General features: G+C 59.0%; 30 protein-coding genes and 1 pseudogene. 8 read left to right on the top strand and 23 right to left on the bottom strand.

Annotated features, from left to right (window positions below):
* Positions 1 to 227 precede the first annotated feature (227 nt).
* Positions 228 to 656 (bottom strand): annotated as a pseudogene (locus CK224_RS08495) (DUF983 domain-containing protein).
* 24 nt (positions 657 to 680) lie between these two features.
* Here CK224_RS08495 and CK224_RS08490 point away from each other — a divergent pair.
* Positions 681 to 992, top strand: a complete 312-nt coding sequence (locus CK224_RS08490) for a hypothetical protein (RefSeq protein ID WP_141245790.1) — start codon at positions 681 to 683, stop codon at positions 990 to 992.
* Positions 993 to 1,031: 39 nt separating this feature from the next.
* Here CK224_RS08490 and CK224_RS08485 read toward each other — a convergent pair whose 3' ends face one another.
* The 8 genes from CK224_RS08485 to CK224_RS30695 all read right to left on the bottom strand — a co-directional run bounded on the left by CK224_RS08485 (position 1,032) and on the right by CK224_RS30695 (position 4,100).
* On the bottom strand, positions 1,032 to 1,784 hold the full coding sequence (locus tag CK224_RS08485; RefSeq protein ID WP_095781476.1) for an NYN domain-containing protein: 753 nt from the start codon (positions 1,782 to 1,784) through the stop codon (positions 1,032 to 1,034).
* A gap of 196 nt (positions 1,785 to 1,980) precedes the next feature.
* Positions 1,981 to 2,136 (bottom strand): hypothetical protein, encoded by a 156-nt coding sequence (locus CK224_RS31220; RefSeq protein WP_176477877.1) that lies wholly within the window; start codon positions 2,134 to 2,136, stop codon positions 1,981 to 1,983.
* The gene (locus tag CK224_RS08475) at positions 2,127 to 2,498 is read right to left on the bottom strand and encodes a DUF982 domain-containing protein (RefSeq protein ID WP_095781426.1); all 372 of its coding nucleotides are present in this window, start codon (positions 2,496 to 2,498) and stop codon (positions 2,127 to 2,129) included. The genes CK224_RS31220 and CK224_RS08475 overlap by 10 nt, the downstream gene beginning before the upstream one ends.
* An 83-nt stretch (positions 2,499 to 2,581) precedes the next feature.
* Positions 2,582 to 2,860, bottom strand: coding sequence for a DUF1488 domain-containing protein (locus tag CK224_RS08470; protein WP_095781425.1), 279 nt, complete (start codon positions 2,858 to 2,860; stop codon positions 2,582 to 2,584).
* Positions 2,857 to 3,183, bottom strand: coding sequence for a hypothetical protein (locus tag CK224_RS08465; protein WP_095781424.1), 327 nt, complete (start codon positions 3,181 to 3,183; stop codon positions 2,857 to 2,859). The genes CK224_RS08470 and CK224_RS08465 overlap by 4 nt, the downstream gene beginning before the upstream one ends.
* A complete protein-coding gene (locus CK224_RS08460; RefSeq protein ID WP_095781423.1) occupies positions 3,180 to 3,422 on the bottom strand; it encodes a hypothetical protein in 243 nt (80 codons plus the stop codon). The genes CK224_RS08465 and CK224_RS08460 overlap by 4 nt, the downstream gene beginning before the upstream one ends.
* Before the next feature lie 30 nt (positions 3,423 to 3,452).
* Positions 3,453 to 3,584, bottom strand: coding sequence for a hypothetical protein (locus CK224_RS32335; protein WP_280952251.1), 132 nt, complete (start codon positions 3,582 to 3,584; stop codon positions 3,453 to 3,455).
* 279 nt (positions 3,585 to 3,863) lie between these two features.
* A complete protein-coding gene (locus CK224_RS30695; RefSeq protein WP_245425781.1) occupies positions 3,864 to 4,100 on the bottom strand; it encodes a hypothetical protein in 237 nt (78 codons plus the stop codon).
* A 1,207-nt stretch (positions 4,101 to 5,307) separates the two neighbouring features.
* On the opposite strand from CK224_RS30695, the gene CK224_RS30690 reads away from it, so the two are divergent.
* Complete coding sequence (locus CK224_RS30690; protein ID WP_141245789.1) at positions 5,308 to 5,535, top strand: hypothetical protein; 228 nt, start codon at positions 5,308 to 5,310, stop codon at positions 5,533 to 5,535.
* Between the two features lie 339 nt (positions 5,536 to 5,874).
* Here CK224_RS30690 and CK224_RS08440 read toward each other — a convergent pair whose 3' ends face one another.
* From CK224_RS08440 to CK224_RS08415, 6 genes are all read right to left on the bottom strand, one after another.
* Positions 5,875 to 7,530 carry an ABC transporter ATP-binding protein gene (locus tag CK224_RS08440; protein ID WP_095781421.1) on the bottom strand — a complete coding sequence of 552 codons (1,656 nt, stop codon included), beginning with the start codon at positions 7,528 to 7,530 and terminating at the stop codon, positions 5,875 to 5,877.
* A complete protein-coding gene (locus CK224_RS08435; RefSeq protein ID WP_095781420.1) occupies positions 7,520 to 8,413 on the bottom strand; it encodes an ABC transporter permease in 894 nt (297 codons plus the stop codon). The genes CK224_RS08440 and CK224_RS08435 overlap by 11 nt, the downstream gene beginning before the upstream one ends.
* Complete coding sequence (locus CK224_RS08430; RefSeq protein WP_095781475.1) at positions 8,410 to 9,456, bottom strand: ABC transporter permease; 1,047 nt, start codon at positions 9,454 to 9,456, stop codon at positions 8,410 to 8,412. The genes CK224_RS08435 and CK224_RS08430 overlap by 4 nt, the downstream gene beginning before the upstream one ends.
* Before the next feature lie 63 nt (positions 9,457 to 9,519).
* Complete coding sequence (locus CK224_RS08425) at positions 9,520 to 11,127, bottom strand: ABC transporter substrate-binding protein (RefSeq protein WP_095781419.1); 1,608 nt, start codon at positions 11,125 to 11,127, stop codon at positions 9,520 to 9,522.
* Positions 11,128 to 11,244: 117 nt separating this feature from the next.
* Positions 11,245 to 11,598, bottom strand: a complete 354-nt coding sequence (locus CK224_RS08420; RefSeq protein WP_095781418.1) for a Rieske (2Fe-2S) protein — start codon at positions 11,596 to 11,598, stop codon at positions 11,245 to 11,247.
* A gap of 11 nt (positions 11,599 to 11,609) precedes the next feature.
* A complete protein-coding gene (locus tag CK224_RS08415; protein ID WP_095781417.1) occupies positions 11,610 to 12,692 on the bottom strand; it encodes an amidohydrolase family protein in 1,083 nt (360 codons plus the stop codon).
* A 131-nt stretch (positions 12,693 to 12,823) separates the two neighbouring features.
* On the opposite strand from CK224_RS08415, the gene CK224_RS08410 reads away from it, so the two are divergent.
* Both CK224_RS08410 and CK224_RS08405 read left to right on the top strand, forming a co-directional pair.
* On the top strand, positions 12,824 to 13,681 hold the full coding sequence (locus tag CK224_RS08410; RefSeq protein ID WP_095781416.1) for a LysR family transcriptional regulator: 858 nt from the start codon (positions 12,824 to 12,826) through the stop codon (positions 13,679 to 13,681).
* 87 nt (positions 13,682 to 13,768) lie between these two features.
* A complete protein-coding gene (locus tag CK224_RS08405) occupies positions 13,769 to 14,848 on the top strand; it encodes a hybrid-cluster NAD(P)-dependent oxidoreductase (RefSeq protein ID WP_095781415.1) in 1,080 nt (359 codons plus the stop codon).
* Between the two features lie 616 nt (positions 14,849 to 15,464).
* Here the strand turns inward: CK224_RS08405 and CK224_RS08400 are convergent.
* Positions 15,465 to 15,746: a hypothetical protein gene (locus CK224_RS08400; protein ID WP_245425779.1), complete on the bottom strand. Its 282-nt coding sequence runs from the start codon at positions 15,744 to 15,746 to the stop codon at positions 15,465 to 15,467.
* A gap of 264 nt (positions 15,747 to 16,010) precedes the next feature.
* On the opposite strand from CK224_RS08400, the gene CK224_RS08390 reads away from it, so the two are divergent.
* Positions 16,011 to 16,229, top strand: a complete 219-nt coding sequence (locus CK224_RS08390) for a hypothetical protein (protein ID WP_348628377.1) — start codon at positions 16,011 to 16,013, stop codon at positions 16,227 to 16,229.
* 160 nt (positions 16,230 to 16,389) lie between these two features.
* Here the strand turns inward: CK224_RS08390 and CK224_RS31900 are convergent, their stop codons facing one another.
* Together CK224_RS31900 and CK224_RS08380 are read right to left on the bottom strand one after the other, a co-directional pair.
* Complete coding sequence (locus CK224_RS31900; protein WP_095781412.1) at positions 16,390 to 16,683, bottom strand: PilZ domain-containing protein; 294 nt, start codon at positions 16,681 to 16,683, stop codon at positions 16,390 to 16,392.
* A 176-nt stretch (positions 16,684 to 16,859) separates the two neighbouring features.
* Positions 16,860 to 17,219 carry a hypothetical protein gene (locus tag CK224_RS08380; RefSeq protein ID WP_141245788.1) on the bottom strand — a complete coding sequence of 120 codons (360 nt, stop codon included), beginning with the start codon at positions 17,217 to 17,219 and terminating at the stop codon, positions 16,860 to 16,862.
* 140 nt (positions 17,220 to 17,359) lie between these two features.
* On the opposite strand from CK224_RS08380, the gene CK224_RS08375 reads away from it, so the two are divergent.
* The gene (locus tag CK224_RS08375) at positions 17,360 to 17,626 is read left to right on the top strand and encodes a hypothetical protein (protein ID WP_095781410.1); all 267 of its coding nucleotides are present in this window, start codon (positions 17,360 to 17,362) and stop codon (positions 17,624 to 17,626) included.
* 147 nt (positions 17,627 to 17,773) lie between these two features.
* Here the strand turns inward: CK224_RS08375 and CK224_RS08370 are convergent, their stop codons facing one another.
* The 5 genes from CK224_RS08370 to CK224_RS30680 all read right to left on the bottom strand — a co-directional run bounded on the left by CK224_RS08370 (position 17,774) and on the right by CK224_RS30680 (position 21,525).
* Complete coding sequence (locus CK224_RS08370) at positions 17,774 to 17,965, bottom strand: hypothetical protein (protein ID WP_095781409.1); 192 nt, start codon at positions 17,963 to 17,965, stop codon at positions 17,774 to 17,776.
* A gap of 186 nt (positions 17,966 to 18,151) precedes the next feature.
* Positions 18,152 to 18,406 (bottom strand): hypothetical protein, encoded by a 255-nt coding sequence (locus CK224_RS08365; protein WP_095781408.1) that lies wholly within the window; start codon positions 18,404 to 18,406, stop codon positions 18,152 to 18,154.
* A gap of 1,418 nt (positions 18,407 to 19,824) precedes the next feature.
* Positions 19,825 to 20,229 (bottom strand): Hsp20/alpha crystallin family protein, encoded by a 405-nt coding sequence (locus tag CK224_RS08355; RefSeq protein ID WP_095781407.1) that lies wholly within the window; start codon positions 20,227 to 20,229, stop codon positions 19,825 to 19,827.
* A gap of 12 nt (positions 20,230 to 20,241) precedes the next feature.
* A complete protein-coding gene (locus tag CK224_RS31215) occupies positions 20,242 to 20,676 on the bottom strand; it encodes an Hsp20/alpha crystallin family protein (RefSeq protein WP_176477876.1) in 435 nt (144 codons plus the stop codon).
* A gap of 630 nt (positions 20,677 to 21,306) precedes the next feature.
* The gene (locus tag CK224_RS30680; RefSeq protein WP_141245787.1) at positions 21,307 to 21,525 is read right to left on the bottom strand and encodes a hypothetical protein; all 219 of its coding nucleotides are present in this window, start codon (positions 21,523 to 21,525) and stop codon (positions 21,307 to 21,309) included.
* 456 nt (positions 21,526 to 21,981) lie between these two features.
* On the opposite strand from CK224_RS30680, the gene CK224_RS08340 reads away from it, so the two are divergent.
* Both CK224_RS08340 and CK224_RS08335 read left to right on the top strand, forming a co-directional pair.
* Complete coding sequence (locus CK224_RS08340; protein WP_095781404.1) at positions 21,982 to 23,313, top strand: sorbosone dehydrogenase family protein; 1,332 nt, start codon at positions 21,982 to 21,984, stop codon at positions 23,311 to 23,313.
* A gap of 260 nt (positions 23,314 to 23,573) precedes the next feature.
* Positions 23,574 to 24,416, top strand: coding sequence for an alpha/beta hydrolase (locus CK224_RS08335; RefSeq protein WP_348628376.1), 843 nt, complete (start codon positions 23,574 to 23,576; stop codon positions 24,414 to 24,416).
* The last annotated feature ends 141 nt before the right edge of the window (positions 24,417 to 24,557 follow it).

The raw sequence follows: 24,557 nt of genomic DNA, 5'->3' as shown, positions 1-24,557 counted from the left end.
GCGCTGCGCTATGCCAAAGGCTCCGCGCCAGCGACTGTCGCTTCACCCGCCCAGCAGGGCACAACCCAGGCCGGAAATGACAAAACTGGATAGAAACTGGGGGCAACGTCAGAGGCATTGTGGCGCCGAACTATGCGGCCCAGAGATCGGTGCGGGCAACTCCAGGGGACTCCGGCCCGAAGCCCGCGGCTAAGCCGTAAAGCGGGCCGTTAACCAGAAATAGAGCGCTACAGGGCCTCTGTTCCACGCCGCCGCTCGGCCTGTTGGGCATGAAATTCGCGATCGATCGAACCTTCTTGGGCCTTGTGAAAATGCTGAGAGCAGGAGAGCCAGCCCTTGAGCGGCCGAAGCACGCGCCAACTGTGAGCGGCAGCGTGGTCACGACATGAACAAAATATGGCGGGTTGAAGCCGAGTTGGAGCCACAAGGCGAAAGCCAGCGCGGGGAACGCCACCATGGAACATCGAAAAGAAGGCAGGCCCATCGGCCGGATCCGCGAAGGAATAATGGAGGCCACAGATCTCGCATCGCGGCGCAAGCTTCAGGAACCCGGAAAACAGATGCCCTTGCTGACAGCGCGGGCATAGACCGCGCGCACCTGTAAGCGCGGGATTCCTTTTCGTTATAGACGACCATCTGGCCCAACCGCCGCGCATTGTTCCGGCGAGTGGCCACGCTTAGTGCTGATCTTGTCCGACCGGGGACAAGAGCTTTCGAGATTGTTAGACCAGCTTGGCGCTCCAATTGTCACGGGCAGTCTACACAAGTCGAACGGCGACCGCTGGCTGGTCGTCAAGGTTGGCGAGCGGGACGAGATTTTCGTGAGGCATGAGCCGAACCGGGCCTCGGGCGGTCAACCCTCCGAGGTCGACATCGAGACCTTCATTGCCCGCGGAGTTGAATCACCCGAAGGCAAAGCCTTGATCGATCTGCTCGACCAACTGCGCGGCGAACAGGACCGGGCGGGTATGGAAACGCTCGTCCATGGATAGATGGCCAACCTAAGAGTCCGAATACCTGCGCCTTACCGATCACGTCTTGCGCCCTCGCCTTCGCGCGGCCTCCGGCTTCATTCTGATGCGGAACGTCCCGCCCTCCGGACGGTCGATTTCGAATGCGTTCGTCTTGCGGACGAGATCGCTTAGCTTGCGAAAACCAAAGGTGCGGGGATCGAAGTCGGAGGCCAGATTGGCAAGCTGCGTGCCGACCGCACCGAGCGGAACCCAGCCATCCTCGCTTTCCATCTGCGCGATGATCTTCCGGATGATCGGCACGGCAGCTGAAGGCGGCTGCAATGGCTTCATGCTCGATATCGCCTCGGGTTCGTTCGCGGGTGCAGACGGAAGCAGATTCTCGCTATAGACAAATCGCCGGCATGCCTGTCGGAAACTCTCGGGCGTCTTCTGTTCGCCGAAGCCGAAGACATCGATGCCCTGCTCGCGGATGCGGGCGGCCAGCCGGGTAAAATCACTATCGGAGGAAACCAGGCAGAAACCATCAAGCCGACCGCTATGGAGCAGATCCATCGCGTCGATCACGAGGGTGATGTCGGAGGCGTTCTTGCCTGTCGTGTAGGCGAACTGCTGCTGGGGTATGATTGCGTGCTTCGAAAGAACGTCGGCCCACGCTTTCGAACGCGAGCTTGAAAAATCGCCGTAGATGCGACGCACGCTGGCCTCGCCAATTTTGGCGATCTCCTCGAACAGCCCGTCGGCGATTTTGGCCGAGGCATTGTCGGCATCGATCAGAACGGCTAGGCGCGGCGACCGCGGCTCGGACGGTATCATAGAGCTTTCCCTAGTGCTGTTCGTGCGACCTGAAGTTTTTGCTCTCAATGTCAATGATGTCGCCGCAATTGGAGCATTCCATCTGGGTGTGAGTACGAATCCAGCCGACGAGCGTCTTTGCCTGATAATGGCAACGGGGACACTCTACGTCGATTTCGAAGGTATCCGTCTCGCGCTTTGTCATCGCCATGCCTTAGCTTTCATCAGTAGCGCTCTCCTGTGCTTCTTTCCCTTCTATCGATGAGGGTTTCTCCTTTGCAGCTTTCCCGGCAAGCTTAGCTTCTTTCTTGGCCGCCTTAGCCCTCTCTCGTTGACTCCGCTCGTATCGATAGTTTGGCTTCATCGCCATTTGAACTCTCCGTATGCAGATATGGTAATCTCGCTAAGCAGCTGCTGAGATTTGGAACCGCAATCCGGCCAGCGCGCGCGGCTAAAAAGCGCGCAGCCGGTGTCGCCAAGCTCAGTATATCTCAACCGTGCGATCGTAGCTGATCCCCGCACCCTTAAGCGCGGTAAGGAATGCCGCACTCGCGTCTCGGCAGCACTATCTTCGGCGCAGCACTTCATCGCGTCAGTCCACGCCGGGCTGTCATTTCCAGGCCAATGGTCAAACAGGAAATCCGTGGCCTGGGCGACGGACTCGATGAGAGCGAAGCCGATCAGGCCGGCGATGTAGACAACCACAGGAACCCGAAAGTTTTTGCCGGCCATCGTGCACCCTACGCCCGACTGCGCAGAAAGACGAGCGTGATTGGCATATTATTCGGTCCGCCTTGATCGCATTCCGGATACGGCTACCGGAAATCGGCGGCGGTCAAAGTATAGGAGTCGCGGCGGTTGTGGGCATAAACTTTCCCGGCCACGTCCTGGATAGAGGTTCGTAAGGCGTCAAATGCCGAAAGACAAGCCGTCTCGGCGCTCCTTCCGTTTCCGCCCAGGGCAACACCGGATTTGGCCAGCGCCTCTGCCTCGATGAAGAAACGGATTTGAAACATGCCGTCATAGCCGATGAAGCAGACGGCATTGCGTACTTCATCGAAGCTACGGCTCGGGTTCGGGAAGGCGAGCGTCATGACTGGCCTGCCGGTGTTTCGGGAGCGCCGGCGATGGATGACCGCGGGGCGATCCTCTCCTTGCGGCGCTCGCTGTTGCGAAGGTTGAGGGACAGCATGCTTTTGGTCGCTTCCGAACGGCTGAGCCCAATCATGGAGGCGCCGTTGACATGCGCTGGAATGCCCGTGAAGACGTGATAGACCGTCCAGGAACGATCGGCTTCGACGCGGCGGCCATATTGGTGGTCCCTAAAATCGCGTGCCTGCGCGCCGGCTGCATTTTCCTCGCCTGGGCGAGCCGAGGGTTCGCGAGCGGCATCGGTGCGGTGGTTGCTCGCGTTCATGGTGGCGGCCCTTTGTCCGTCCCCGCCTGCGCGGCAAGGACGCCGGAGTAGATCGTCGTCCCGTCGGCGTCGGCAATTGCGACGGCATCTGGCCACTGCGGCATGTTCAGCGTCCTTGCCAGAAGCAGCGCGATCTCGATCGCCGCGTCGAGGTCAGCCGCCTCTACGGTCTCACGGCCGACGACGGCGTGCGCGTCGTCGGCAACGCGCGTGCGATAGAATTCGATCACGACTTTCATCCGAGCCCGTCGCGCGCAAACATCCTGCCGTCAGCCCTTGCTCTTGCTTTGGGTGCCGCTCGCGCCTTTGATTTGCCCGAACGCGCTCTCAGGCTTCACCGGAACTTTTTCCTGCTTCGGCTTCCTGATTTCTCGGTTCGAGCGTTTCTGTCCTTTGGCCATGTCCGAATGTCCTTTCGATGAGCATTATGCCACCGTCCGACACCTCGTCGACCGGTTCCAGCCTGTTCTCCATCACCACCCGCTCATGCGATTCGGCGTCGCTGCGGATGCGGTATTACGGCGAGTTTCCCTCGGGGGCAGGGTACGGGTGACACGATAGATTTCACCGGTCTCGGACCACGCCGGCACCACCTTTCAGCCGGACCGCCTGCCCGACGTCAAAAAGACGTGTCGGGGCTCCGTGCTGGATTGGTCGCGCGTTGCGTTGCATGAGCGTGGTCATGGTTGCCTCCGGTCCTTGTCGAGCGCGGCCTCGAGCGAAGCCAGTTCGATCGGCATTTTTGCTGCGTGGATCACTTCGCGGAGGTCGCCGGCAGGTGAATGAAAGTTGCCACGCGGCGCCATGCGGGAGCCCTTCGAGAGATTCCCGTCGAGATCGACGCGATACTCTCCGGCTGTGGCGCATCGAGGCCCGGCAGCATAAACACCGCATTGAAGCGAACGACGGTCGCGCATTCGCCAATTCGGGGCGGATGGCGCCGCTTCACTTTCACGAGAGACACACCAAATCAACGAATTTTATATATGTGACACAATTGCGCTGCCGGCAAGGTGACGGCCGCGTTTTATTTTTCCTGGTTAAATAAAAATCAGAACACTGACGTCAGAAAATTTGGCAGAAATTCTCGTCATGCAACGCCATATTTTACACGCCTCGCAATTATTGCGCAGATAATTTTACGGGGCCTGCAAATAATTTCGGTTCTCCTATCTATGGCGAGGTAAGTCGTCTATAAACGGGTATGCACACCCGTTCCGCCACAGGAAAGAAGTTGCCGTTAAAGCTGGGTCGCCCGACAGCAGCCGTGAAGCACGGCATTTTTTCCGTGCGTGAACAGCCTCGCGCTTTCGGCAAGCTTGGGACCAGGGCGCCGCTCGCTGTCGCGACGGCGGGGGCTAGCGCAAATGGGATGGTGGGGACGCGCGTGGGGGCGGCGCTCTCTTCTTATGGTCCACTCGCACGGTGTGTGTCGCGCTCTGGATTGTCGCTGTGCTGGCCTCAGTTTTAGTGATCATAAAAGCCTGAGCCGGTCGACATTCGTCGAGAGGCGAAACGAGAAGGACTCGAGCATGGCAAACCGCTGCGCGCTTCGGATGGACGAGCCGAACAGCTGGACCGTTTTTGACATCTTCACCGGCCAACCCGCCGAGTTCGAGAAGAAGATGATAATAGGCATCAAGGCGTGCCGGGCGCAAAATTGTTGGCGAACTGAACATTCAGGACGCCAAGCGGCGGGAGGAGGCCGGCCGGGAATCCTGATTGGCGAGGCCCATAGTTCGGTTCAGGGGCTCCTGGCCCGGTCCTGTGGAGCAATCGCCGAATGTCGACTGCCTCCTGCAGTCATGTCACTTAAAAGGATACGACCCATGAGAACCATGAAAACACCGGATGCACCGCCCCTGGTGATCGAGGCGGTCACCAAGTCACCCAAGATTATCTCAGCTCGGCTGACGATTAGAACCGACGAAGCAGCAAGGTGCAGGATCGCTGACACTGACGGCACTCTGAGGCGGGCACGCGAACTCGCGGAACGCAATCGCCTGATGTGAACGAGCCCCTCGTTGGCCCAAAGGTATCGACCGGACTAGAGCCGAAAAACTGCAATTCCCAGCCAACCGAGGTGAGGGTTCAGGAATTCGGGTGACGAGTGGGAGAGTAACAATGGCAACTGTCGAATTGATAACAGTTGATGAGCGGCCCGGTGGCCAGCTTTTATTTAATGTTCGCGCGACCTCACCCGCCGGCAAAATAGAACTGCCGATCGCTATCGAGGGCCAAGGATCTGTTGCTTCGAATGAAACGACGGTTCTTCAGTTCGCGCTTGGTTTTGCCAAAGACCTAGAGGCTTCGGTCCGGCTTCGCCTTGGAGTGCAACATAGCGGTCTCTAGCAGCGACGAATCACTGTGCCAATGCATCATCGGCGAGACCTTGGCCGTCCAGTAACGTCGCCAGTCGCTTTTCTGTCCCCAGCAGCGGCTTCCACGATTAACGCCGACCGAAGCCTTGATCCTGCTTTGATTCCCACTTCCCTCGCTGCGCCCTTAACTTCGTCTCTGTGCATCGTTCTCGCCTTTTGAGCAGCGAAGTCTGCTTACGGCCGCCGGGCAAGCTAGCTCCAATGGCCGGACGGAGGCGCAGAGCTGCCGTCGCGGCATTTTCGCGTTGGAGACGCCATCAATCTTGGGCAATAAGAATTCGAGAAGTGCTGATCCGGTGCGCAGGGCTGTTTAGCCAGCCGCATCCAGAGTGCCTTGGCGCTTCCGTTTTGCTAGAAGTCCCGTCAGCCAATCCGGATCCATTGCCGGGACGGAGGAGAGTAGCAGTTCGGTGTAGGCAGCGTGGGGTGACGTCAGTATCTCGGTTTTTGGACCCTGCTCCACAACCTTCCCTTGGTGCATGACGACGACTTCGTCCGCGATTGCTCTTACTGTCGCGATATCATGGGTGATAAAGATGTAGCTGACGCCGAGTTCGCGCTGTAGGCGTATTAGAAGCTTCAAGATTTCTTCTTGCACAATTTGATCCAGAGCCGAAGTGACCTCGTCACAGATGATGAGCTCGGGATTCGCGGCGAGCGCGCGCGCAATGCAGATCCGCTGTTTCTGGCCTCCGGACAATTCACCGGGCAGCCTGTCGAGGAAACTTTCGTCCATCTCGATCATATGCATGAGTTCGCCGATCCGGCGGTCGCGCTGCTCCCCTTTTAAGCCTAAATAGAACTCGAGCGGACGCGCGATTACCTCCTCGACAGTCTGGCGAGGGTTAAGCGCGCTGTCCGGCGATTGATAGATCATTTGTATACGCCGCAGCAGGTCTTTCGAGCGCTGCTTTAAAGACAAGGGAAGCGGCTGGGCGTCAAATGAGATCGACCCGGACATAGCAGGCAGCAAACCGGTCACGACACGGGCGAGTGTCGATTTCCCGGACCCTGATTCACCCACCAACGCGACTGTCCGGCCACGCGGAACCCTGATGGACACGTCGGACAGCACCTTGACCCCTCCGGCATATGCGGCGGTGACATTGTCGATGGTAAGTATGTGGTCCCGGGCCTCAATCTCCGGCTTGGCAAGTTTGCGCACAGCCCAGAGCGTCCGAGTGTATTCCTGAGCAGGGGCCGTGAGCATCTGCCGTGTACCCGCTTCCTCGACAGTTTGTCCGTGGCGTAGAACCATGATCCGGTCCGCCATCTGCGCCACTACCGCCAGATCGTGTGTCACGTATATCGCTGCAGTGTTAAAATCTTCAACGACCCTGCGGATCGACGCCAAGACCTCGACTTGCGTTGTCACATCGAGCGCAGTTGTCGGCTCATCGAACACAATCAGGTCGGGTCGGCAAGCCATGGCCATGGCGGTCATGGCTCGCTGCAACTGGCCGCCGGATACCTGATGCGGATAGCGGAAGCCTATGGTCTCTGGCTGTGGAAGTTGGAGGCGTTTATAAAGCTCCACAGCATCACGGTTGGCCTCGCCTCGGCTGGCGATCCCGTGCGCAACCGCCGTTTCCACGGTCTGATCAAGGAGCCGGTGAGCCGGGTTGAACCAGGCAGCCGCGCTTTGCGCCACATAAGCAATGCGGGAGCCTCGGAGCCGCCGACGGCGTGCTTCGCTCATCGACAAAAGATCGACCCCATCGAACAGCACCGAGCCGCGGGTAATGCGGCATCCTGGCTTGGCATATCCCATTGCAGCAAGGCCGATAGTGGACTTGCCGGCTCCGGATTCCCCAATCAGGCCCAACACTTCTCCGCGCTTGAGCGAGAAATCCACACCGCGTACGATCGGGTGCCAGCGCTCGTCGGAGAATCCTTCAACGTGAAGGTCGCGGACCGTGAGAAGATCTGTCCCCCTTTCGCGCGCGATGACACTGCTAGTTTTCATCACGCAGCCCGCTCGTTGAATGCAGAAACCAGTCCACGACGAAGTTCACCGCTACTGTGAGAAGGGCAATGGCGCCCGCGGGCAAAAGCGGCGTGACATCGCCATAGGTAATCAGCGTCGCGTTTTCCCGCACCATCGATCCCCAATCGGCGGATGGCGGCTGTATGCCGACGCCCAGGAACGACAATGCTGCAATGGTCAAAAAAACAAAACAGAATCGCAGACCAAACTCTGCGATGAGCGGCAGCAGAATGTTGGGCAAGATTTCCTTGCGGAGAATCCATGCGGGGCCTTCGCCCCGCAGCTGTGCGACCTCGACATATTCCATCACCACTACGTTCAGGCCAACTGCCCGGGCCAGACGGAACACGCGCGTCGAATCGAGCAGCGCTATCACCAAGATCAGGCTGGTTATCGAAGAGCCGAATATCGAAAGCAACATCAGCGCGAAAATCAGGCTCGGGATCGACATCAACACGTCCACGGCGCGTGACAATAGTTGGTCTAGCCAGCCCCGGTACATTGCAGCGAGAAGGCCGAGCGTCACACCCGCTGCAAAGGACAAGATAGTTGTGATGAAGGCGATGCCGATCGTGTTGCGGGCGCCGTAGATCAGTCGCGTAAGCATGTCGCGACCGAGTTGGTCAGTCCCGAACGCAAACTCGTGGCTCCAGGGCGCGAATGCCTCGCTAAAGACCTGTGTTTCTCGATATGGAGCGATCAGAGGCGCAAACAAGGCGACAACAGCGTAGCAGAGGATCACGCCCATACCGAACCAGGCGCTGAGCGGGGCCTTCTTCAGGGCTATTCTGATGCGAGATCGGCGCGTCCGCCTTACCCTTGGCGCCCTGGTGGTCTGGATCACGGGCTCTGCACTTGTCATCGTGGGTGCAAAAGTCTCGGGTTGGTTGCGATCGAAATGATGTCGGCGATCAGGTTGAGCAGGACGTAGGTAGCGGCGAACACCAGCGCGCAGGCTTGAACAACCGGTACGTCTCTCGATCTCACGGCATCGACCATCAGTTGGCCGACGCCGGGGTAGACGAACACCACCTCGACAACCACGACGCCGACGATGAGATACGCAAGATTGAAGGCCACAACCGTCACAATCGGGGCCCAGGCGTTTGGCAACGCGTGCCGAAGCACGACCACCATTGGCCTCATTCCCTTCAACCGGGCCATGTCGATATAGGGGCTCGAAAGCATGTTGAGAATCGCTGCGCGCGTCATCCGCATCATGTGAGCAACGATGACAAGCGTGAGCGTGGCGGACGGCAGAGCGGCGCGCCAGACATGGTCCCAAAAAGGGGTCTGGTCGTTGATATTGGCCAGCGTCGGGAACTTCGGCACGACGTTCAGGGTCCAGTTTATCGAAATCGCCAGCCAGACGGGTAAAGACTGTGCGAATTCGGTGCCCGCAAAGGTATCGCGCGAGATAATCAGGAAGGCGAGCATGTAGGCTACGAAGAATTCCGGGAACGAAATGGTCGTAAGTGTTACCGTGTTTACAACCCGATCGAACCAGCTGTTGCGATACAGGGCCGCGACAATGCCCAGCCCCAGCGCCAGCGGCACCGCGATGAGAGCGGTCATGACCGCCAGGAACATGGTGTTGTAAAGGCGAGGTGCGATGATCTCGGCGACCGTCCGCCGGTAGCCGGTTCGACTGGCAAAAGAGGATCCAAAGTCACCCTTTGCCATCTTACCGATCCAGCTGAAGTAACGCTCAACTGGGGGGCGATCGAGGCCGATCTCGTGTTGAAGGGCCGCGACCGTTTCCGGGGTGGCAGATTGACCGAGTGTCGCCTTGGCGAAGTCGCCGGGGAGCATTGCAATCGCCGAAAAAATGATGATCGAGACGACGAACAGGGTAATTAGGCCGAGGCCTAACCGTTGTAGAACCGTCTTTGCCACCGGATTCAAACGCATGCGCGCATTCCCAGGATTGCGCCGTCCGCAGGGCGAGCGACGCAGCTGGCAAACACCCTACGCCTCCGCCATCCACCAGCGCTCTGCCATCTTCAGTCCGTCATTTTCCCAATTCGGCGCCACATCGCCATGGCCTAGTTTCTTGGATTGGGCGCTGACGAAGTTGTTAAACACCAGCACGATGCTACCGCTATCGTCGTGGGCCAGCTGTTGCATCTCGCCATACATAGCGGCGCGCTTGGCTTCATCCGTCTCGGCTCGTGCTTGGACAAGCAATTCGTTGAAACGAGGATTTTTCCAGAATGACTCGTTCCAGCTGGATTCCGCTGCGAAGGCTTGTGTGAACATCCAGTCGGCTGTCGCGCGACCGCTCCAATAGGAAGCGCACCACGGTTTCTTGAGCCAGACATTGTCCCAATAGGCGTCCTCCGCCTCGCGCACCACATTGACGTCGATGCCGCACTGTGCGGCAGTCTCGCGAATGAGCGCCCCCGCGTCCACCGCACCTGCGAAAGCGGCATCGGCAACCGAGAGATCAACCTTTAGCTTTTCCATTCCCGCCTTCTTCAAATAATGGCGGGCTTTTTCAGGATCGAAACGGTGTTGCGGCTCCGGGTTCTTGTAAAACTTGATCGCCGGCGCGATCGGACTGTCATTGGCAACGGTGGCATGTCCGAGGAAGATTTTGTCAGCGATCTCTTGACGGTCGATCGCCCACTTCATTGCCATGCGGACGTCCGGATTGTCGAAGGGTGCGATAGTGACGTTCATCGGCAAGGTATAGTGGCCGTAGCCGGTGACTTCGATGATCTCGATTTTTGGATTGCGTTTCAGCATGCCGAGTGTCTTCAGATCGGCGCGGCCAATGTAATCCACTTCCCCGGTGGAGAGGGCAGCCATGCGTGCCGCCAAATCAGTAATGGCGATGAACTCCACCTCGTCCAAGTAAGGCTTGCCGTTCTTGAAATAGTTCGGATTGCGCTTGAGCTTGGCCGAAACCCCAGGCTGGAAATTCTCGAGCACGAATGCGCCGGTTCGTGTTCCTGATGCCCAATCCGCCTTCCCGTCCACGCTCGGCATGATGACGAAATGATAGTCGCTCATGATATAAGGGAAATCGGCGTTGCCGCTGTTGAGGGTGAAGACCACCGTTTCCGGGCCATCCGCCTTGATGTCGGAAACGGATTCAAGGAGAGACTTCGCCGCCGATTTGGTATCGACACCCATGTGATACCGCATCGAGGACACGACATCTTCGGCCGTCACTTTCTTGCCGTTGTGGAAGGTCACGCCCTTGCGCAGCTTGAAAACCCAAGTCTTCGCCCCGTTGGAAGATTCGAAGCTCTCGGCCAAGTCCGGCTGTATGCCACCCTTGGCGTCGACCTCCGTGAGGCCGTTGGACATAGCGCCTGAAAAGGCCGTCTGCGTGAAAGTGTCCGGATAGCCGGCCGGATCTATGGAATCTGTTGTCGCGCCATGCGCCATGCCAAGTTTGGCGAAGCCGCCTTGCTGCGGTTGTGCCCGTGCTACGGTGACGAAGATCTGATCCGAGGCAGCGACGGTTAGGCCCGCCGCTAGTCCTAAATGGATGAAGTCGCGGCGGGAAACCTTGCCGCGCCCGATCAGACTTTGCGCGACGCGAAATTTGTACTCAGATTCAGACATTTCCGTTCTCCCATTTGCGGATTTTCCGCTATTTTTTTGAACCCATTCAAGTCAGCCGGTCAGGCCTTTTTCCGTTGGTTCCGTCTCCCTGCACCGGGCTGCTGATCGTTTTGACCCTCACGCCGTCACATAAATGTTGCCGTCCTCAACTGTGACCGGGAATGTTCGCGCACGCACAGTTGGGTCGACGAGTGCGGAACCCGTCTTGATGTCGAACTCCCAGCCGTGCCAGGCGCAGCGCACGATCTCGTTTTCTCGATGATAGATGAACCGCGCATCCTCGACCGGCGCGGTCGTCCCGCATTGCGGCCCCTCACAGAGGGGCGCACCGCGATGCGGACAGATGTTGAGCAGCGCATGGAAGCTCTCTCCGATCCGGAACACACCCACCGAAAGGCTCCGGACTTTGGCAATGACAGGTGTCCCGGCTTCGATCTCGTCAACGCGGCAGATGAAGGTTTTCTCGCCCATATTCTGCTCCGTCAGGCAGCGTTCGCGGTCAGGATGGCAGGAATGCGCTTGTAGACCTCGAGCGCATTCTGCCCCATCACCTTCGCTTTCCAGGAAGGCGGAATGTGGAGCGTATTGGCGTCGTCATAGTCCCAGTGCGGATAGTCTGACGCAAACATCAGCGTGTTCTCGCCATCCATCGCTTCCAGAATGGACCACAGATGCTGCACGTTGGCTGGCTGCTCCAGCGGCTGTGTTGAGAAGCGGATATTACGGCGGCAATATTCCGATGGCAGCATCTTGAGCCATGGCGTTTCTTTACGCAGCGCCTTGTAGTCCGCGTCGAGGCGCCACAGCACCGTCGGCACCCATGCGACGCCGCATTCGATCACGACGAAATAGAGTTCTGGCCATTTCTCAAAGACGCCGTGAGCGATCATGCTGGCGACATGGCTGATCGCCGACATGTGCAGGATGGCGTGCGTTTCCCAGAAGAAAGTAGTGGGGGCAGGCGCGACAGCGTTCCAGTTGACACCTCCGTGCCCGCCGAGGTGAATCGCGAACGGCAATCCCATTTCCGCGCAGGCTTCATAGATCGGGTGGTAGAAGGGATCACCATACGGCTTCACTGAGCCTTGGGAGGCTAGAACCTGGACCATGCGAGGATGATTGCCCAGCCGACGGATTTCAGCGGCCGCCAGCTTTGGATCCTGGGGCGCAATGACGATCGAACCCATGAAGCGATTGTCCTTCGGCAACCACTCCGCGATCTGATAGTCATTGTAGGCACTGACCAGGGCACTAGCGTAATACGGGTTGGCCAACGTCGAGGCTTCAATGGGCTCGTCGCCGGTCAGGACTGCCACCCCGACATTATACTTGTCGAGATGTTTTTCCTTCATGATCCGGTAGTTGTCCGCCTCGGTCTCGGGCCGCACATCTTTTCGGGAGAAATCCTGCGGATGAAACCAGGGGCGATGGCCGTGTGGGAAAGATCCTTTGGGGCCAGTCTTCTCGCCCTCGATGAACATGTCCTTCCAGATGCCCGAAAGATACGGCTCCAAAACCGTGGCGCTTGACCAGTAGTTGTGACAATCGCAGTCGACGATAAACACTTTAGCTTTCGCTCCCTGTCTGGCTTAGCCGCGCCTAGCCGGTTACTGCCTCCACCTTCGGCCTTGACAATTGCCAGATCAAGCCAATGATCTCTGGCTAATGATCGGCTTTTTCGATTAAGGTATGATGCATGCAGCTGGACCACATCGAGACCTTCCTCGACATTATCGAATCGCGCAACTTCAACCGGACTGCGGACCGGCTGAACATTACTCAGTCTACGGTGAGTTCTCGGATCAAGGGTCTGGAAAGTGCGGTGGGGTCAGAGCTTTTCCATCGTGGTCGTGCTGGCGCTGAGCCGACCGCGGCGGGGCGACGTTTCGAAGCCTACGCGCGAGCGATGCTTTCGACCTGGTCGCAAGCGCGCCATGACGTGCGCGCATTCAACCGGTTCGAAGGGACGCTACGTGTGGCCGCACAGGTTGGCATGACACGCTCGGTGCTCCCTGGGTGGGTGGAGGCGCTCTGCCAGGTTCTTCCAAAGGCCTCGATTCATGTAGAGTCCGACTATTCCAATCAGATGGTGACCGATCTCAGCATGGGAAATCTCGACATAGCCGTGCTCTATGCACCCCGCTATCTTCCCGAAATTACTTATGAGCACCTCATGGTCGAGGAATATGTGATGGTCTCCACCGTTGCGAGGACGCTATCGGAGGTGAATCCTGACAGCTACATTCGCCCGGGGTACACCGTCGTACTCGAGAAAACCCATTCGGAACTGATCCCTGCCCTGGCAATTTCCAGGCTATCCATGGGATCCGAAAGCTTGGCCGAGGCAATGCTGCGACGAACCGGGGGGAGTTGTTACATGCGCAACGACGATGCCCGCAGGTTCACGGCCGAGGTCCCATCGTTCCTGGTCGAGGGCGCCCCGACGCTTTACCAGCCCGTCCATACGGCCATGCTCGCCCGGCGCAAGCATGAGCCGATCATCCGCAAGGGGCTTCGTGCGCTCCAGCTCGCGGTGATGTCGCTCGAAACATAGATCGAAATACCCGATCAAAAAGTAAGGCTCAACTCGCTGTTCCGCGAAGGCTTCGCCTGGCATGTTGGCGCGACACTGAGAGCCCAAATGAACGCACACACCTCGTTTCCGGCTTCCGAATTTGTTGCTGCGATGCGGCAGCGGCAATGGGCCGACTCATCGCCGCAGGCAATGGTCTGCCGTCGGGTGATCGACGAGACGCACGACGTGAAAACGTTTGTCTTTTCCGCGGCGTCAGACCGCATGTTCTGCTTCAATGCGGGACAATATGTGCTTCTTCGCCTCAGCATTGACGGGCTCAATGTGACGCGAGCCTACTCCGTCTCCTCTCCACCGACTCGGCCACTTGATTTGCACATCACGGTAAAGCGGACACCTGGCGGGCTGGTTTCCAATTGGCTCCACGACAATCTGCGGTCCGGCGATGAAATCAAGATTGAAGGCCCCCTGGGTTCGTTCAAACTCGATGGCGCTGCCAGCGAAAAGCCTCTCTTTCTTGCGGGCGGCAGCGGGATCACGCCTCTTATGTCGATGCTGCGAATGTTGACGGATCGAGCATCCGATCTGGACCTTCGGCTCATCTACAGCGTGCGGTCGCCGCGCGATATCATCTATAAATCGGAACTCAATGCACTCGCTGCCCGATTTCCCAACGTCGAGGTGACATTCCTTTGTTCCAAGGGAGATTCCTCGTGGGCAGAACCGAGTGGCCGGTTAAATGGCCCCCTGCTCCTGCGCCTTGTTCCCGATCTTGCCAACCGTACAGTCTACACTTGCGGCCCCGAACTCTACATGAAGGCAATACAAGCCAGTTTTGATGAAGTTGGTATTGAACCGCTGGCCTATTACGAGGAGAGCTTCGGAGGCTACGCTGGCGGTGCTGCTCCGGATGAAGCCTCTGCCATTTCGTCTTTTGTCCACTTCACCAAGTCTGGAATAGAGCATTGCTGCGCGCCCGGAGAGACCCTGCTGGATGCAGCGCGCAAATGTGGCGTCTATGTCCCCACCGCGTGCCAGCAAGGAGTTTGCGGCACTTGCCGAATAGCCAAGCTCTCTGGTGAAGTGTCGATGTGTGATCTTGGCGGGCTCACTTCCGAAGATAAGTCTGCGGGTTATGTGCTGGCCTGTTGCAGCCGGGCGCAAGGCAATGTTTCAATCGATCTTTGACGGCCCCGGCGTGTGCCCCCCTGTGCAGTGTCGGGGTAAAGCGCAGCTCTACGTCAAAGTCCGTCCTTCTGAACGGAGGCGCGGCAAAGACCTTCCGGCCGTCGCGTCCGTGCGAACTTCACTCGACTGCTGAAACCGGGCTGATTGCGACCGCTCGAGCACATCATCGCCTCACCATTAGGCACAGTTTCAGCCGGCCAAGCCGCCCTCGGGGTGCTGCATCGCCTCGAAGACGACTTCGAACACGCTATCGACCTCGTCGTGGAACCCTTCGGGCGAGATGCCTTCGCGCACTGCAGCCACCATCCGTGGCCGCCTGCGAACGTCCCCGATGCCAGCATTCTCGAAAGGGCGCACAGTCTCTCAAGGCATGCTTGTGAACGACCTTGCCGGCTTGTGATTCCGGCTCGGATGAAAAACCAACAAATGTTAATGTGGATCAGGGTGACTGACGCCACAATGAGTCAGGCCTATCGCAACGCAGTTTGCTGACCATATTGGGCCCCTTGTTTTCCGACGACCGTCGACACACGCCAGGTCCCCCGCTCCGCTCGGCGGTCGTCTTCTTGTTTCCAGAGCAATCCAACAAATGTGAGCGACGACGCGCCAGCGCTGCTCATGGCCGGAACCGCTCGGTGTGCCAGACGATTTTCCCGTCGGCCTTCATGGGTTTGTGGATCACAAGCTTCCTCGGCAGATGTTCGGGGTGAACCTCGACGAGCGTCACCTTGATCTCCGGCTTACACCGGCTGCAGTCGAACCTCAGGCGGAAGGGATTGGCGCCCCCGCAGTAAACTATCATCAGGTCGGCCGACCGGCAGTAGCGCACGTTCCCGCAGGCGCACTCCACCTTCAAAAGCATGTTGTGCCGGGTCGCCTTGCCCAGCGTGTCGATCATCTCATGCGCCATGAGAACAGAAAAAGAACAAAACGCTTGAGTCAAGCCGGCCCATGGAATCCTTTTTTTGGCATGAGCGACGAACCGACACGCCCCGGCGAGCCTTTGCAAACGCGCGAGCGCGGGCCTCTCGCTCACGCCTGCGAGCACGAGGGATGCGGGAAAGATGCGGGCTGGGGCTTTGCTCGCCCGAGGCAGCCATCCCACTGGTTTTGCTTTGAGCACCGTGGGGAGAGGGAACTCTACCTGTAGCGGAGGCAAATCATGACACGTGAGACGATAGCAACCGACCTGGAAGTTGCAGCCGACCAGATTGCAGAGATCTCAAGAGCCGACCTTCAGGTGATGCTCCGCAGAGCCGCCCTGATGCTGAGTCGTGACGGGCTCGTGCTCGATCCGAAAGTCGAGGAAGCGCTGTCGGGCCTGGCCGCGGAAATGGGACTGTCCAAGCCGGAGCTGGTCAGAACGATCGTCGGTGAATGACTGATGGCCAACGCCCACCTGCCGGTGCCCTACGCGCTGGACGACGAGAGCGCGGTCGAAGGTAACGCCTGACCCGCCGTCCAATCATTACCTCGGACGTTCACTTCTATCCGACGGTTGCCCGCTCTAAGTCTCTTATCCACAGGTGCTGCCTTCGCATTCAACCGTAATGGAACTTCGGCTTTGGCTCGGTACCCTCAAATTCGACGCCGACGCGGCCATTCTTGCGCCAACGAACGACAGCCCTGTAAGCGATCCCGTCGAGGGGGACGTAGAGCAGAAAGCGTGCTGGAATCTGAATGTCTGCGGCCAACCTCAGTTCGGCTCCTTGGGAGTGCTGATTGCGCAGAGAGCAGCTGATTTCCGAGTTTTGGAATCCCGTGATGATGGTACCGCCCTTCAACACGCGCGGGCGATGTTCTCGACGGGGACCGTCTGGAGGCGGGGGTTCCATAGGCCTATAACGTGACCGCGCTTCCAGCGCTCCGTCCAGTCACAAATATCGGCAGATAGCAAAAACAAAAGGCCCGGAGGCCGAAGCCTCCGGGCCGGACCCATGGAGTAATTTAGGTGACGCAGGTCACTCTAACCCGCAATCCGGTTCAAATGCACATCACACATTCGCGATTGCTAAAAAGCCGGGCCACGGCGCGATTTGCGAGGAACAATATTGCCTGACAGCGCATTTAGCGTTCGTGTCAATTTCCTCTCGCACGGTTTTTGACATCTGTGAACGGCGATCAGTGGCGGCGCCATGCTGTGGTCGCCGTTCTCTTCGAGCCACACATCACGCGAGGCATCATGGGCTGCCCTGCTGTTCTTGTGCGCCTGGAAGTAAGCGCGGACTTCAGGGGGATCGTCCTTCGGCTTGTTGAGGTGGGCGATGATATACTCCGTGACATTGGCCGGCATCTCCAGATCCGTCCAGTCCCCAGGGTGAGGCGGATGTAGCTCTGCGCACTTAGCGTAGGTCTCGTTCTCGACCTTCAAGGCCGCCTCCTTCCTCATATGGGCTTCCGCCATTTCCAAATCGAGCCGGAAGAGTTCCGCGTCGGGATGACGATGCCCCTGCAGCGCCCGCTATTAGCCGATTCTCCCGAACCAATTTCCCGCGCCGGAGTTGTAGGCGCATGGCAAACGGCTCTTTGAAAGTCGGGGATGAGGTGGTGATAACAGCAACCGTGCGAAAGCGCGTGACGGAGGATCGCGTGGCCGTCCTCATTCCGTCCTACCATCAGCCGCATTCGATCGTGGATACCACTCCGAGCATTAGCAGCGGCCAGAAGATCGAGCTGATCGGCGAGGTGACGCGGGTTGACGAAAACACCGTCACCGTTAGCGGACAGGATCTCGGGATAACGGTCAGCCGGGACGCTGTCAGAAAGCGTTCTAGCTGATGATGCCGGCCCGTTCCGCCGGCAGGGTCGCATTGCTGCAATCGGCCTTGCGATGCTCTGGCGCTACAGGCAGCGAGATATGGTCGGCATGGCGGCAAGCCTCGTAATGGCTGCGCTGGCCGGCCTTCGTTCTCTTGCGGTGAAGGTCTATTTGAAGGCAAATTTGTAGACCGTTCGATTGGTGTCATCGGTGACGCGAATCCATTCGGACTCGTCTCGCCGGTCCTGTACGTGGCGGCCGGTCACCCATTCGGCGGCTGCTTTCGGTGAGGTCGTTTTCGCGTAGGCAACAGAGACCGCGTCCATCCCCGACATCGTTTCAACGGTATAGCTGTTCATTGGAAAGCTCTTCCATAAGCGCGGTCAGTACATTGAAAGAGCCTGCCCGTGTGAAGGACGGGCTCTTTGCCGGGGGCCTGCGCTGGAGTCGTCGGCCATCTCCCACCCGCCGACATGCCTTCCGACGCGTCGCTGCAAAGCGCCGCCTAGCTGCCGAACTTCGACAAGGGGCAAAGGTTCCGGGAGTCAGTTCCACCCCGCTTGTCGCTTATTGAGGTCTTTCGGGCGGGTCTCGGGCGAATGGGTCAGGGTGATGCGCCTGCCGCCGCAGACCGCGCATTTCATCTTCGGCCGAAGATCCCACTCCATCGCCGGAGCGTCACGGCCGAACCGATCGCGGAGGGCTGCCAGATCAAGCTTCTGATGGCGATGGCAATCGAGGCAGCCGCCCGTAACAGACATGCCCGCGTCGATCAGCTCTTGGAAGGTCCAGCCAGTCATGCGGGGCGATATAGGAGGCTTGCCAAGGGGTTGGAACAAACTAGGCCTAACGCTTTACTAGCCCAGCGTCATGTTCCGCTACTGTGTCCGTTCCATAGCTCGTCGCCAATTCCTACCGGCGGCGGGCTTTGGTATTGCCTCTGGAGGCTTCATGTCCAAGACAATCGAACTTTGGAAAGACACGTACGATCCAAAGACACTCGCTGAGAAGTACGGTTTGACCGTCGCGCAAGCCAAGGTCGTCATCAGCTCGAACGGCCCGTCCAAGCACGGTTGCGACGTGGGCGCGATTGCGTTCCGGCGCGCACTTGAAATGAGATCGAATACGCCGCCGCGCAACGACTCAAGGCGGCCTCGATTGCAAGAGCCCTGCGCCATGCTATGGGGGGAACAGCAACGGGCTGGGAGGCCCCAGTTGACACCGAGAGCGTCCGTTCCGTTCACTCGAACCGTGGAGTCCTCACACGTTTAGAAAGACCAAGAGCCCGCTCGCTGAGGGGACAAGCGGCGCTCCAGGGGTCTCTGCTACCCAACGGCACGACCTCTGCTGGCATCGCACCGCGAGCCCCAACTCGCAAGCTGCTAGAATGTTCCCCGATGCAATCGAAGTCAGGTGAAGCTGAGGCAACCCGGCCTGCGAGCGGGGAAGTCGGGGGACGACTAGAGCGGGACAGGCCGGGCCGCTTACCCCGTGTTGCGAGCCGGGGCAGATGCGCATTATGCGTTGTCTTTGCAGCGACTGACATTAACATTTTCTAAGGCTTAGCTAATAAAGAGCCCGCCGCAGCTTTGTATTGCCGAAGGCCAGCTACGCTTGTCGGCGCTTAGAAAGCGCTCGCAGTAGGTCTGCTTCGTCGGTGGTGCCGTCATCGAAAGCTTGGAAGACTTCCCTAGCAAGATATTCCCGCTGTTCGCGATCCTTCTTGGCTAGGCGTCGCTCGTCGCACAACCGGTCAAACACCCGCTGGAGCAATTCCAGATCAGCCGGCCTATATACGCCACTGCAACGCGACGATGACATGAACGTCGCCCCTTGTACGCGGCATGTGCAGATTATCTCATGAAACGGCTTGAAGGCGAACTGCGACCCGCTTTTCAATTGGCGAGGTCCGCATGAAGAGCCCGCCGCACCTCCTCCGCGCCCGGGCTCTTCTCAAAGCCGCTTTGCCCATTTTTGTGGGCACCGCCGATACGCGACAAGCGGTCGAATGTCCGTTGAGTCACTACCCAGAAGTGCTATCGGTCGACGGTTCGGGCCAGACGGGGAACCCGAACTCTCGCTACAGAGTTTGATGGGGCCCCTGGTCGGTAGCAGCTAGATGGATGCCCGCCATTCCCTGCCTGGAGTGACGGGCATCTGCTGCTTCAAGGAATCAGGCCTCTGGTCCGCATCGTCAACCTCCTCTAGCCTCCAACGGCTAAGCCATCTTGAGTTGGATTTTGCGGGCCTTGGCCGGCGCCGCCTTGGGCAGCACCAGACGCAGGACGCCGTTCTTCTGCGACGCCTCGATGCCATCGCGGTCGATGTCCTCGGATAGCGTCAAGACGCGCTCATAATCGCCGGCGCTATATTCGGCATAGACCTGACGATAATTCTCATGCTGTTGATCGGCCGCGTAGCCGCGGATCGCCAGTGTCCGTTTCTCAAGCGTGATATCCACTCCATCCGAGGCGACACCGGGCATGTCGACGAGAAGGACGACATTGTCCTGCGTCTCATAGATATCGGCGCGCGGCACGAATACGGGCCGCGAGCGGGTCCGTTCGCCGGCGTCAGGCTTGCTGATGACCTGGCGATCGGTGGTCTTTAGTTCCTGAGCCATGGTTCCCTCCTCTCATCCCTTGATCTGGATCTTCCTCGGCCGATCCGCCTCCGGTCGATGCAGTTCGACCTCGAGCACCCCGTTGCCGAAACGCGCCTCGACCTGTTCCGGATCGACGCGGAACGGCAGTTGCACCGTCCGAGAGAAGCTTCCAAAGGGGCGCTCGCGACGATGCCAGACGGATTTCTCGTCCTCTGCCCGAGATTCGCATTCGCCCTTCAATGTTAGTGTATTGTCGCGCACCGTAAGTTCGACCTCGTCGGGCGCGATCCCAGGCAGTTCGGCGGTCAGCGCTACGCTATCGTTGCCGACCCAAAGATTGACCGGGGGAAACTCCTGGGCGGCACTGGCCGTCAGGCCGGCCAGACGCTGATTCACTTCCTGTTGCATGCGCCGCATTTCCAGAAACGGATCGACTCCGACGCGGCCCAAATCCGATAACAGCATAGGTATCCTCCTTCGATTGACGACCAGACGCCGCAACGCGCGAAGCACGCGTGCACCGGAAGCGAACTGGATCGAAGGCAATCGGGCGGCGATCAGGCAGAGACCGAGACGGCCAGGAGCCAGCTCGCAACCGCGAGGAGGGAAGTTCGAGCAACCGCCGGAACATATCCTCCATGCGAGCGACATGAACCGAACTCGATCCCTGATAGGACCGTTGTTCCCGTGCCAGGACCCGATAGCGGCATCCGGCAAAAATGAGTTAGGGAGGGCCAAATTGCGTTTCAAGAGGTGGTCTTTGAGACGCTCTGCGATCGCCGACCGGGCCGCTTCGGCCGTGATCGTGAGCCTCACGGCGCCTTAGTAACGGAGCGCCAACCCAAAGCTCGACGGCCCTGCATCGATTGCAGAGAGGCGGTCGGGAACCGTCAAACCGGCAAAGAGCAAGCCGGCATAGGGCTATCGAGTTCTAGGCCCGCTCGGCGCGGAAGGCATGGCGGCCTATTTCGGGCGTGATCAACTTTCGGATCTATGCCCCGCCTACCGTCGGTCACCGGCAGGGCAGCGCCTGGCTTCGCGGCGAGCACAGGATCGCCAATTGCATAAGTGGTGCTGGGGCGAGATTTCGCGGTGCTAGCGATTGTCATGCAAGACGGCCAACTGTCTGGTGCCGGCGCTTTCTACAATCAGTTCTTCCAGCCATAGCTCGCTGGCACGAGTAGCGGGCGCGCGACGTCTGACGACACGTATCGCGTCTGATATGGAAACTGCTGTGGTCTTCGCATGATCATCCAGGTATCGGCCCACTTCAATCACGACATCCGCATCGACGTTGGGCGGCAATTCTCGCATGGCACCCTCCTGGAAGCACGAGCCCCAAGTATCGCGCTGAGGAGTCGGAGAGTCGACACGACCAAAGGCCGTAACGAGACGAGATGTTTTATCGATACTCGGCTTCACTGATTTTTAGCTCTTGCGGTGTGCCCACGCTTGCCCACCTTCCCAACGAAGGCGCCGGGCTGATCTGGGCGAGATAGATCATGCCGGCGAGCGTATGGCATGCGACAGGCCAACCAGGCGAGGCGTCATCCCACCAGGCTTATCTTGGTTCGCTCGAGTTTGGGCCGCCGGCGTTGCCGGAATCTCCTCGCGGCATATCTATGGCAGAGAGCAGAGCGTCGCGAACTCCTGGCTCTCAAGCGGATCGGCAACGGATCACGAGCTGCTGTTTTGACTTAATTGGAATACCAGGCCGCTGACTTGCGTTTAACCAAAGAGCACGAGGCGAATCCGAACGGAGGACGTTCGATGCATGCCGGCTTCCCACAAAACTTGATCATAGCTGGATTGGGAGCCCTCATAGTCAGCTGCGCTAGCGTTCCAGCTCAGAAAATCGTGGCAATAACCGACTATGGCCCCAACCCCACCCTGCCGAAACCGACACCTACGCTGATCCCGACGGTCAACATCGCGGAGGCAAGAGGCTGGCAGAAAGGTGGTATGCCGACCCCGGCGAAGGGGCTGAGGGTGACGGCGTTCGCCGCCGGCCTCGACCATCCGCGCTGGCTGCATGTGCTGCCGAACGGCGACGTGCTTGTGGCCGAAACCAATGCCCCTGCCAAGCATGACGATGGCTTCAGCCTCAGAAAGCTCGTCATGAACCAGGCCATGAAGCGGGCCGGCGCAGCGACCATCAGCGCTAACCGCATCACGCTCCTGCGCGACACCAATGGCGACGGCGTTGCGGATGTGCGCAGAATTTTCGTGGAAGGCCTCAATTCGCCCTTCGGCATGACGCTTTCCAAAGGCAAGCTCTTTGTCGCCAACACCGACGCGCTTGTCGCTTTCCCCTACTCAAACGGCCAGACCCGAGTAACCGCGCCGCCGGAAAAGATCGTCGACTTGCCGGCCGGAGACATCAACCATCATTGGACTAAGGACGTGATCGCAAGTCCGGACGGACGCAAACTCTATGTCACGGTTGGCTCCAACAGCAACGCTGGAGAAAATGGCATCGCTGCAGAGAAAAACCGCGCCGCCGTCCTTGAGGTGGATCGGTCGAGCCGCAGCACCCGGGTTTTCGCATCCGGGCTGCGCAACCCAAACGGGCTCTCCTGGAATCCTGAAACCGGCGAGCTTTGGGTCGCCGTAAACGAGCGTGACGAGCTTGGCGACGATCTCGTGCCTGATTACATCACTTCAGTTCGCAACGGCGCCTTCTATGGCTGGCCCTACAGCTATTATGGGCAGAACGTCGACGAGCGCGTCAAGCCACAGCGTCCTGATCTTGTGGCGGAGGCGATCAAGCCCGACTATGCGCTCGGCTCCCATACCGCCTCTCTGGGACTGACCTTCTCCAGCCGCGCGTCGCTCGGCACGGCCTATGGCAACGGCGCATTCGTTGGCCAGCACGGCTCATGGAATAGAAGCGTGCACAGCGGTTATAAGGTGATCTTCGTGCCTTTCCGCGGTGGTAGACCGAGCGGGCCCCCGAAGGATGTGCTCACCGGCTTCCTCGGACATGATGGCAAGGCGATGGGCCGTCCGGTCGGCGTTGCTGTCGATCGGGCCGGCGCGCTGCTCGTCGCCGACGATGTTGGTAATGTCATCTGGCGGGTCAGCCGAGCGAAGGTGCGTTAGCGTCAGTGCCTTTCTGGCCGCTTTTTCCGCAACCGCGATCTCCAGCGCCGAGTATGGCCTTGCCGCCTATATCTACGCACGCGTCTTGCAAGGCACCCGCATGGCATCGAAGATCGAGTCCGTTATGCGCTCAATCGCGATCTGATGTCCGACCCTGCCGACCCTCCGCAAGCGTCAAGCAGAGCGGGCTTGGGCGCGAGGGCGGCCAGAAGCATTACAAGCCGAGTTCATGGAGGCGAAATACTCGCCGTGATGATCTGATGAGAGAGATGGCGAAAGACCCATTCCGCACGCGCGATCACGTCCCCGAGTTCGACGACATCGTCGCCGAGATCCGCCGCAGAAGTGCGAAGACCAGGGCGAAAATCCCCATGATCGCCGATGTCGCTTATGGAGCCGGCCACGCTGAAACGCTGGACCTCTTTTTCCCGGAAGGCAGACGCGATCGAGTGCCGGTGCATATCTTCATTCATGGCGGCTACTGGCGCATGTTCTCCAAGACAGATTTCTCCTACGTCGCGGGGCGTGTAACCAAAGCAGGAGCGATCGCGGTCATCCTGGGCTATGCGCTAATGCCGGCGGTGAGGATGGCCACGATCGTCGACCAGATACGCCGCGCCAAGCGGTGGGTGGATGAACACATCGAAAGCCACGGCGGCGACCCCGGCAAGTTGACCGTCAGCGGCCATTCCGCCGGCGCGCACCTCGCGACGATGCTTTTCGACGACGACAGCCGACCATCGGGTATCAAAGGAGCGCTCCTGCTCGGCGGCATCTACGATTTAAGACCGTTGCAAGAGTCGTTCCTCGCTCCTGAAATAGCCATCACCGATGAAGAGGTTGAGCGGTTTTCGCCGATCGACCATCGTTTCGATCCGTCGGTGACAGTCCACATCTCGGTCGGGGCGGATGAAACCCCGCCTTTTCATAGCCAGGCTGCCGCTTTTGCGGAGCATCTGAAAAACCAAGGACTGGGTGTTTCACGAACGAGCCTGGCGAGGATGAACCATATGAGCAGCGTCCGCGATCTGGGCGTACCCGACACAGATGCTGCCCGGTCTTTGGTGCATCTGCTGGCATCTGTTTCGGGAGTGTCGCAATAATCGCGCGGGCTGTGCAGTGTCATGCAACCACGATGGAGGTCCTGCCAGCCTCCGCTTGCGTTACTCCCTTCCGACGAAAGAAGGTGAGCGCTCGAGAAGGAACAAGCTGATCGAGTGCAAGTTGGGACGCTCCTTTGTTGG

The sequence above is a fragment of the Mesorhizobium sp. WSM3862 genome (assembly GCF_002294985.1).
GTDB lineage: Bacteria > Pseudomonadota > Alphaproteobacteria > Rhizobiales > Rhizobiaceae > Mesorhizobium.
This window is presented reverse-complemented; position numbering and strand designations above follow the sequence as displayed.

Coding starts and splice junctions, on each gene's coding strand:
- CK224_RS31900 (WP_095781412.1), bottom strand. CDS start 16,683: ATGGAACCCCCGCCTCCAGACGGTCCCCGTCGAGAACATCGCCCGCGC.
- CK224_RS08410 (WP_095781416.1), top strand. CDS start 12,824: ATGCAGCTGGACCACATCGAGACCTTCCTCGACATTATCGAATCGCGC.
- CK224_RS08405 (WP_095781415.1), top strand. CDS start 13,769: ATGAACGCACACACCTCGTTTCCGGCTTCCGAATTTGTTGCTGCGATG.
- CK224_RS08375 (WP_095781410.1), top strand. CDS start 17,360: ATGGCAAACGGCTCTTTGAAAGTCGGGGATGAGGTGGTGATAACAGCA.
- CK224_RS30690 (WP_141245789.1), top strand. CDS start 5,308: ATGGCAACTGTCGAATTGATAACAGTTGATGAGCGGCCCGGTGGCCAG.
- CK224_RS08355 (WP_095781407.1), bottom strand. CDS start 20,229: ATGGCTCAGGAACTAAAGACCACCGATCGCCAGGTCATCAGCAAGCCT.
- CK224_RS08435 (WP_095781420.1), bottom strand. CDS start 8,413: ATGACAAGTGCAGAGCCCGTGATCCAGACCACCAGGGCGCCAAGGGTA.
- CK224_RS08460 (WP_095781423.1), bottom strand. CDS start 3,422: ATGAAAGTCGTGATCGAATTCTATCGCACGCGCGTTGCCGACGACGCG.
- CK224_RS32335 (WP_280952251.1), bottom strand. CDS start 3,584: ATGGCCAAAGGACAGAAACGCTCGAACCGAGAAATCAGGAAGCCGAAG.
- CK224_RS08340 (WP_095781404.1), top strand. CDS start 21,982: ATGCATGCCGGCTTCCCACAAAACTTGATCATAGCTGGATTGGGAGCC.
- CK224_RS08420 (WP_095781418.1), bottom strand. CDS start 11,598: ATGGGCGAGAAAACCTTCATCTGCCGCGTTGACGAGATCGAAGCCGGG.
- CK224_RS08365 (WP_095781408.1), bottom strand. CDS start 18,406: ATGACTGGCTGGACCTTCCAAGAGCTGATCGACGCGGGCATGTCTGTT.
- CK224_RS08390 (WP_348628377.1), top strand. CDS start 16,011: ATGACACGTGAGACGATAGCAACCGACCTGGAAGTTGCAGCCGACCAG.
- CK224_RS31220 (WP_176477877.1), bottom strand. CDS start 2,136: ATGGCGATGAAGCCAAACTATCGATACGAGCGGAGTCAACGAGAGAGG.
- CK224_RS31215 (WP_176477876.1), bottom strand. CDS start 20,676: ATGCTGTTATCGGATTTGGGCCGCGTCGGAGTCGATCCGTTTCTGGAA.
- CK224_RS08425 (WP_095781419.1), bottom strand. CDS start 11,127: ATGTCTGAATCTGAGTACAAATTTCGCGTCGCGCAAAGTCTGATCGGG.
- CK224_RS08370 (WP_095781409.1), bottom strand. CDS start 17,965: ATGAACAGCTATACCGTTGAAACGATGTCGGGGATGGACGCGGTCTCT.
- CK224_RS08335 (WP_348628376.1), top strand. CDS start 23,574: ATGAGAGAGATGGCGAAAGACCCATTCCGCACGCGCGATCACGTCCCC.
- CK224_RS08470 (WP_095781425.1), bottom strand. CDS start 2,860: ATGACGCTCGCCTTCCCGAACCCGAGCCGTAGCTTCGATGAAGTACGC.
- CK224_RS08475 (WP_095781426.1), bottom strand. CDS start 2,498: ATGGCCGGCAAAAACTTTCGGGTTCCTGTGGTTGTCTACATCGCCGGC.
- CK224_RS08465 (WP_095781424.1), bottom strand. CDS start 3,183: ATGAACGCGAGCAACCACCGCACCGATGCCGCTCGCGAACCCTCGGCT.
- CK224_RS08440 (WP_095781421.1), bottom strand. CDS start 7,530: ATGAAAACTAGCAGTGTCATCGCGCGCGAAAGGGGGACAGATCTTCTC.
- CK224_RS30680 (WP_141245787.1), bottom strand. CDS start 21,525: ATGCGAGAATTGCCGCCCAACGTCGATGCGGATGTCGTGATTGAAGTG.
- CK224_RS08400 (WP_245425779.1), bottom strand. CDS start 15,746: ATGATCGACACGCTGGGCAAGGCGACCCGGCACAACATGCTTTTGAAG.
- CK224_RS30695 (WP_245425781.1), bottom strand. CDS start 4,100: ATGCGCGACCGTCGTTCGCTTCAATGCGGTGTTTATGCTGCCGGGCCT.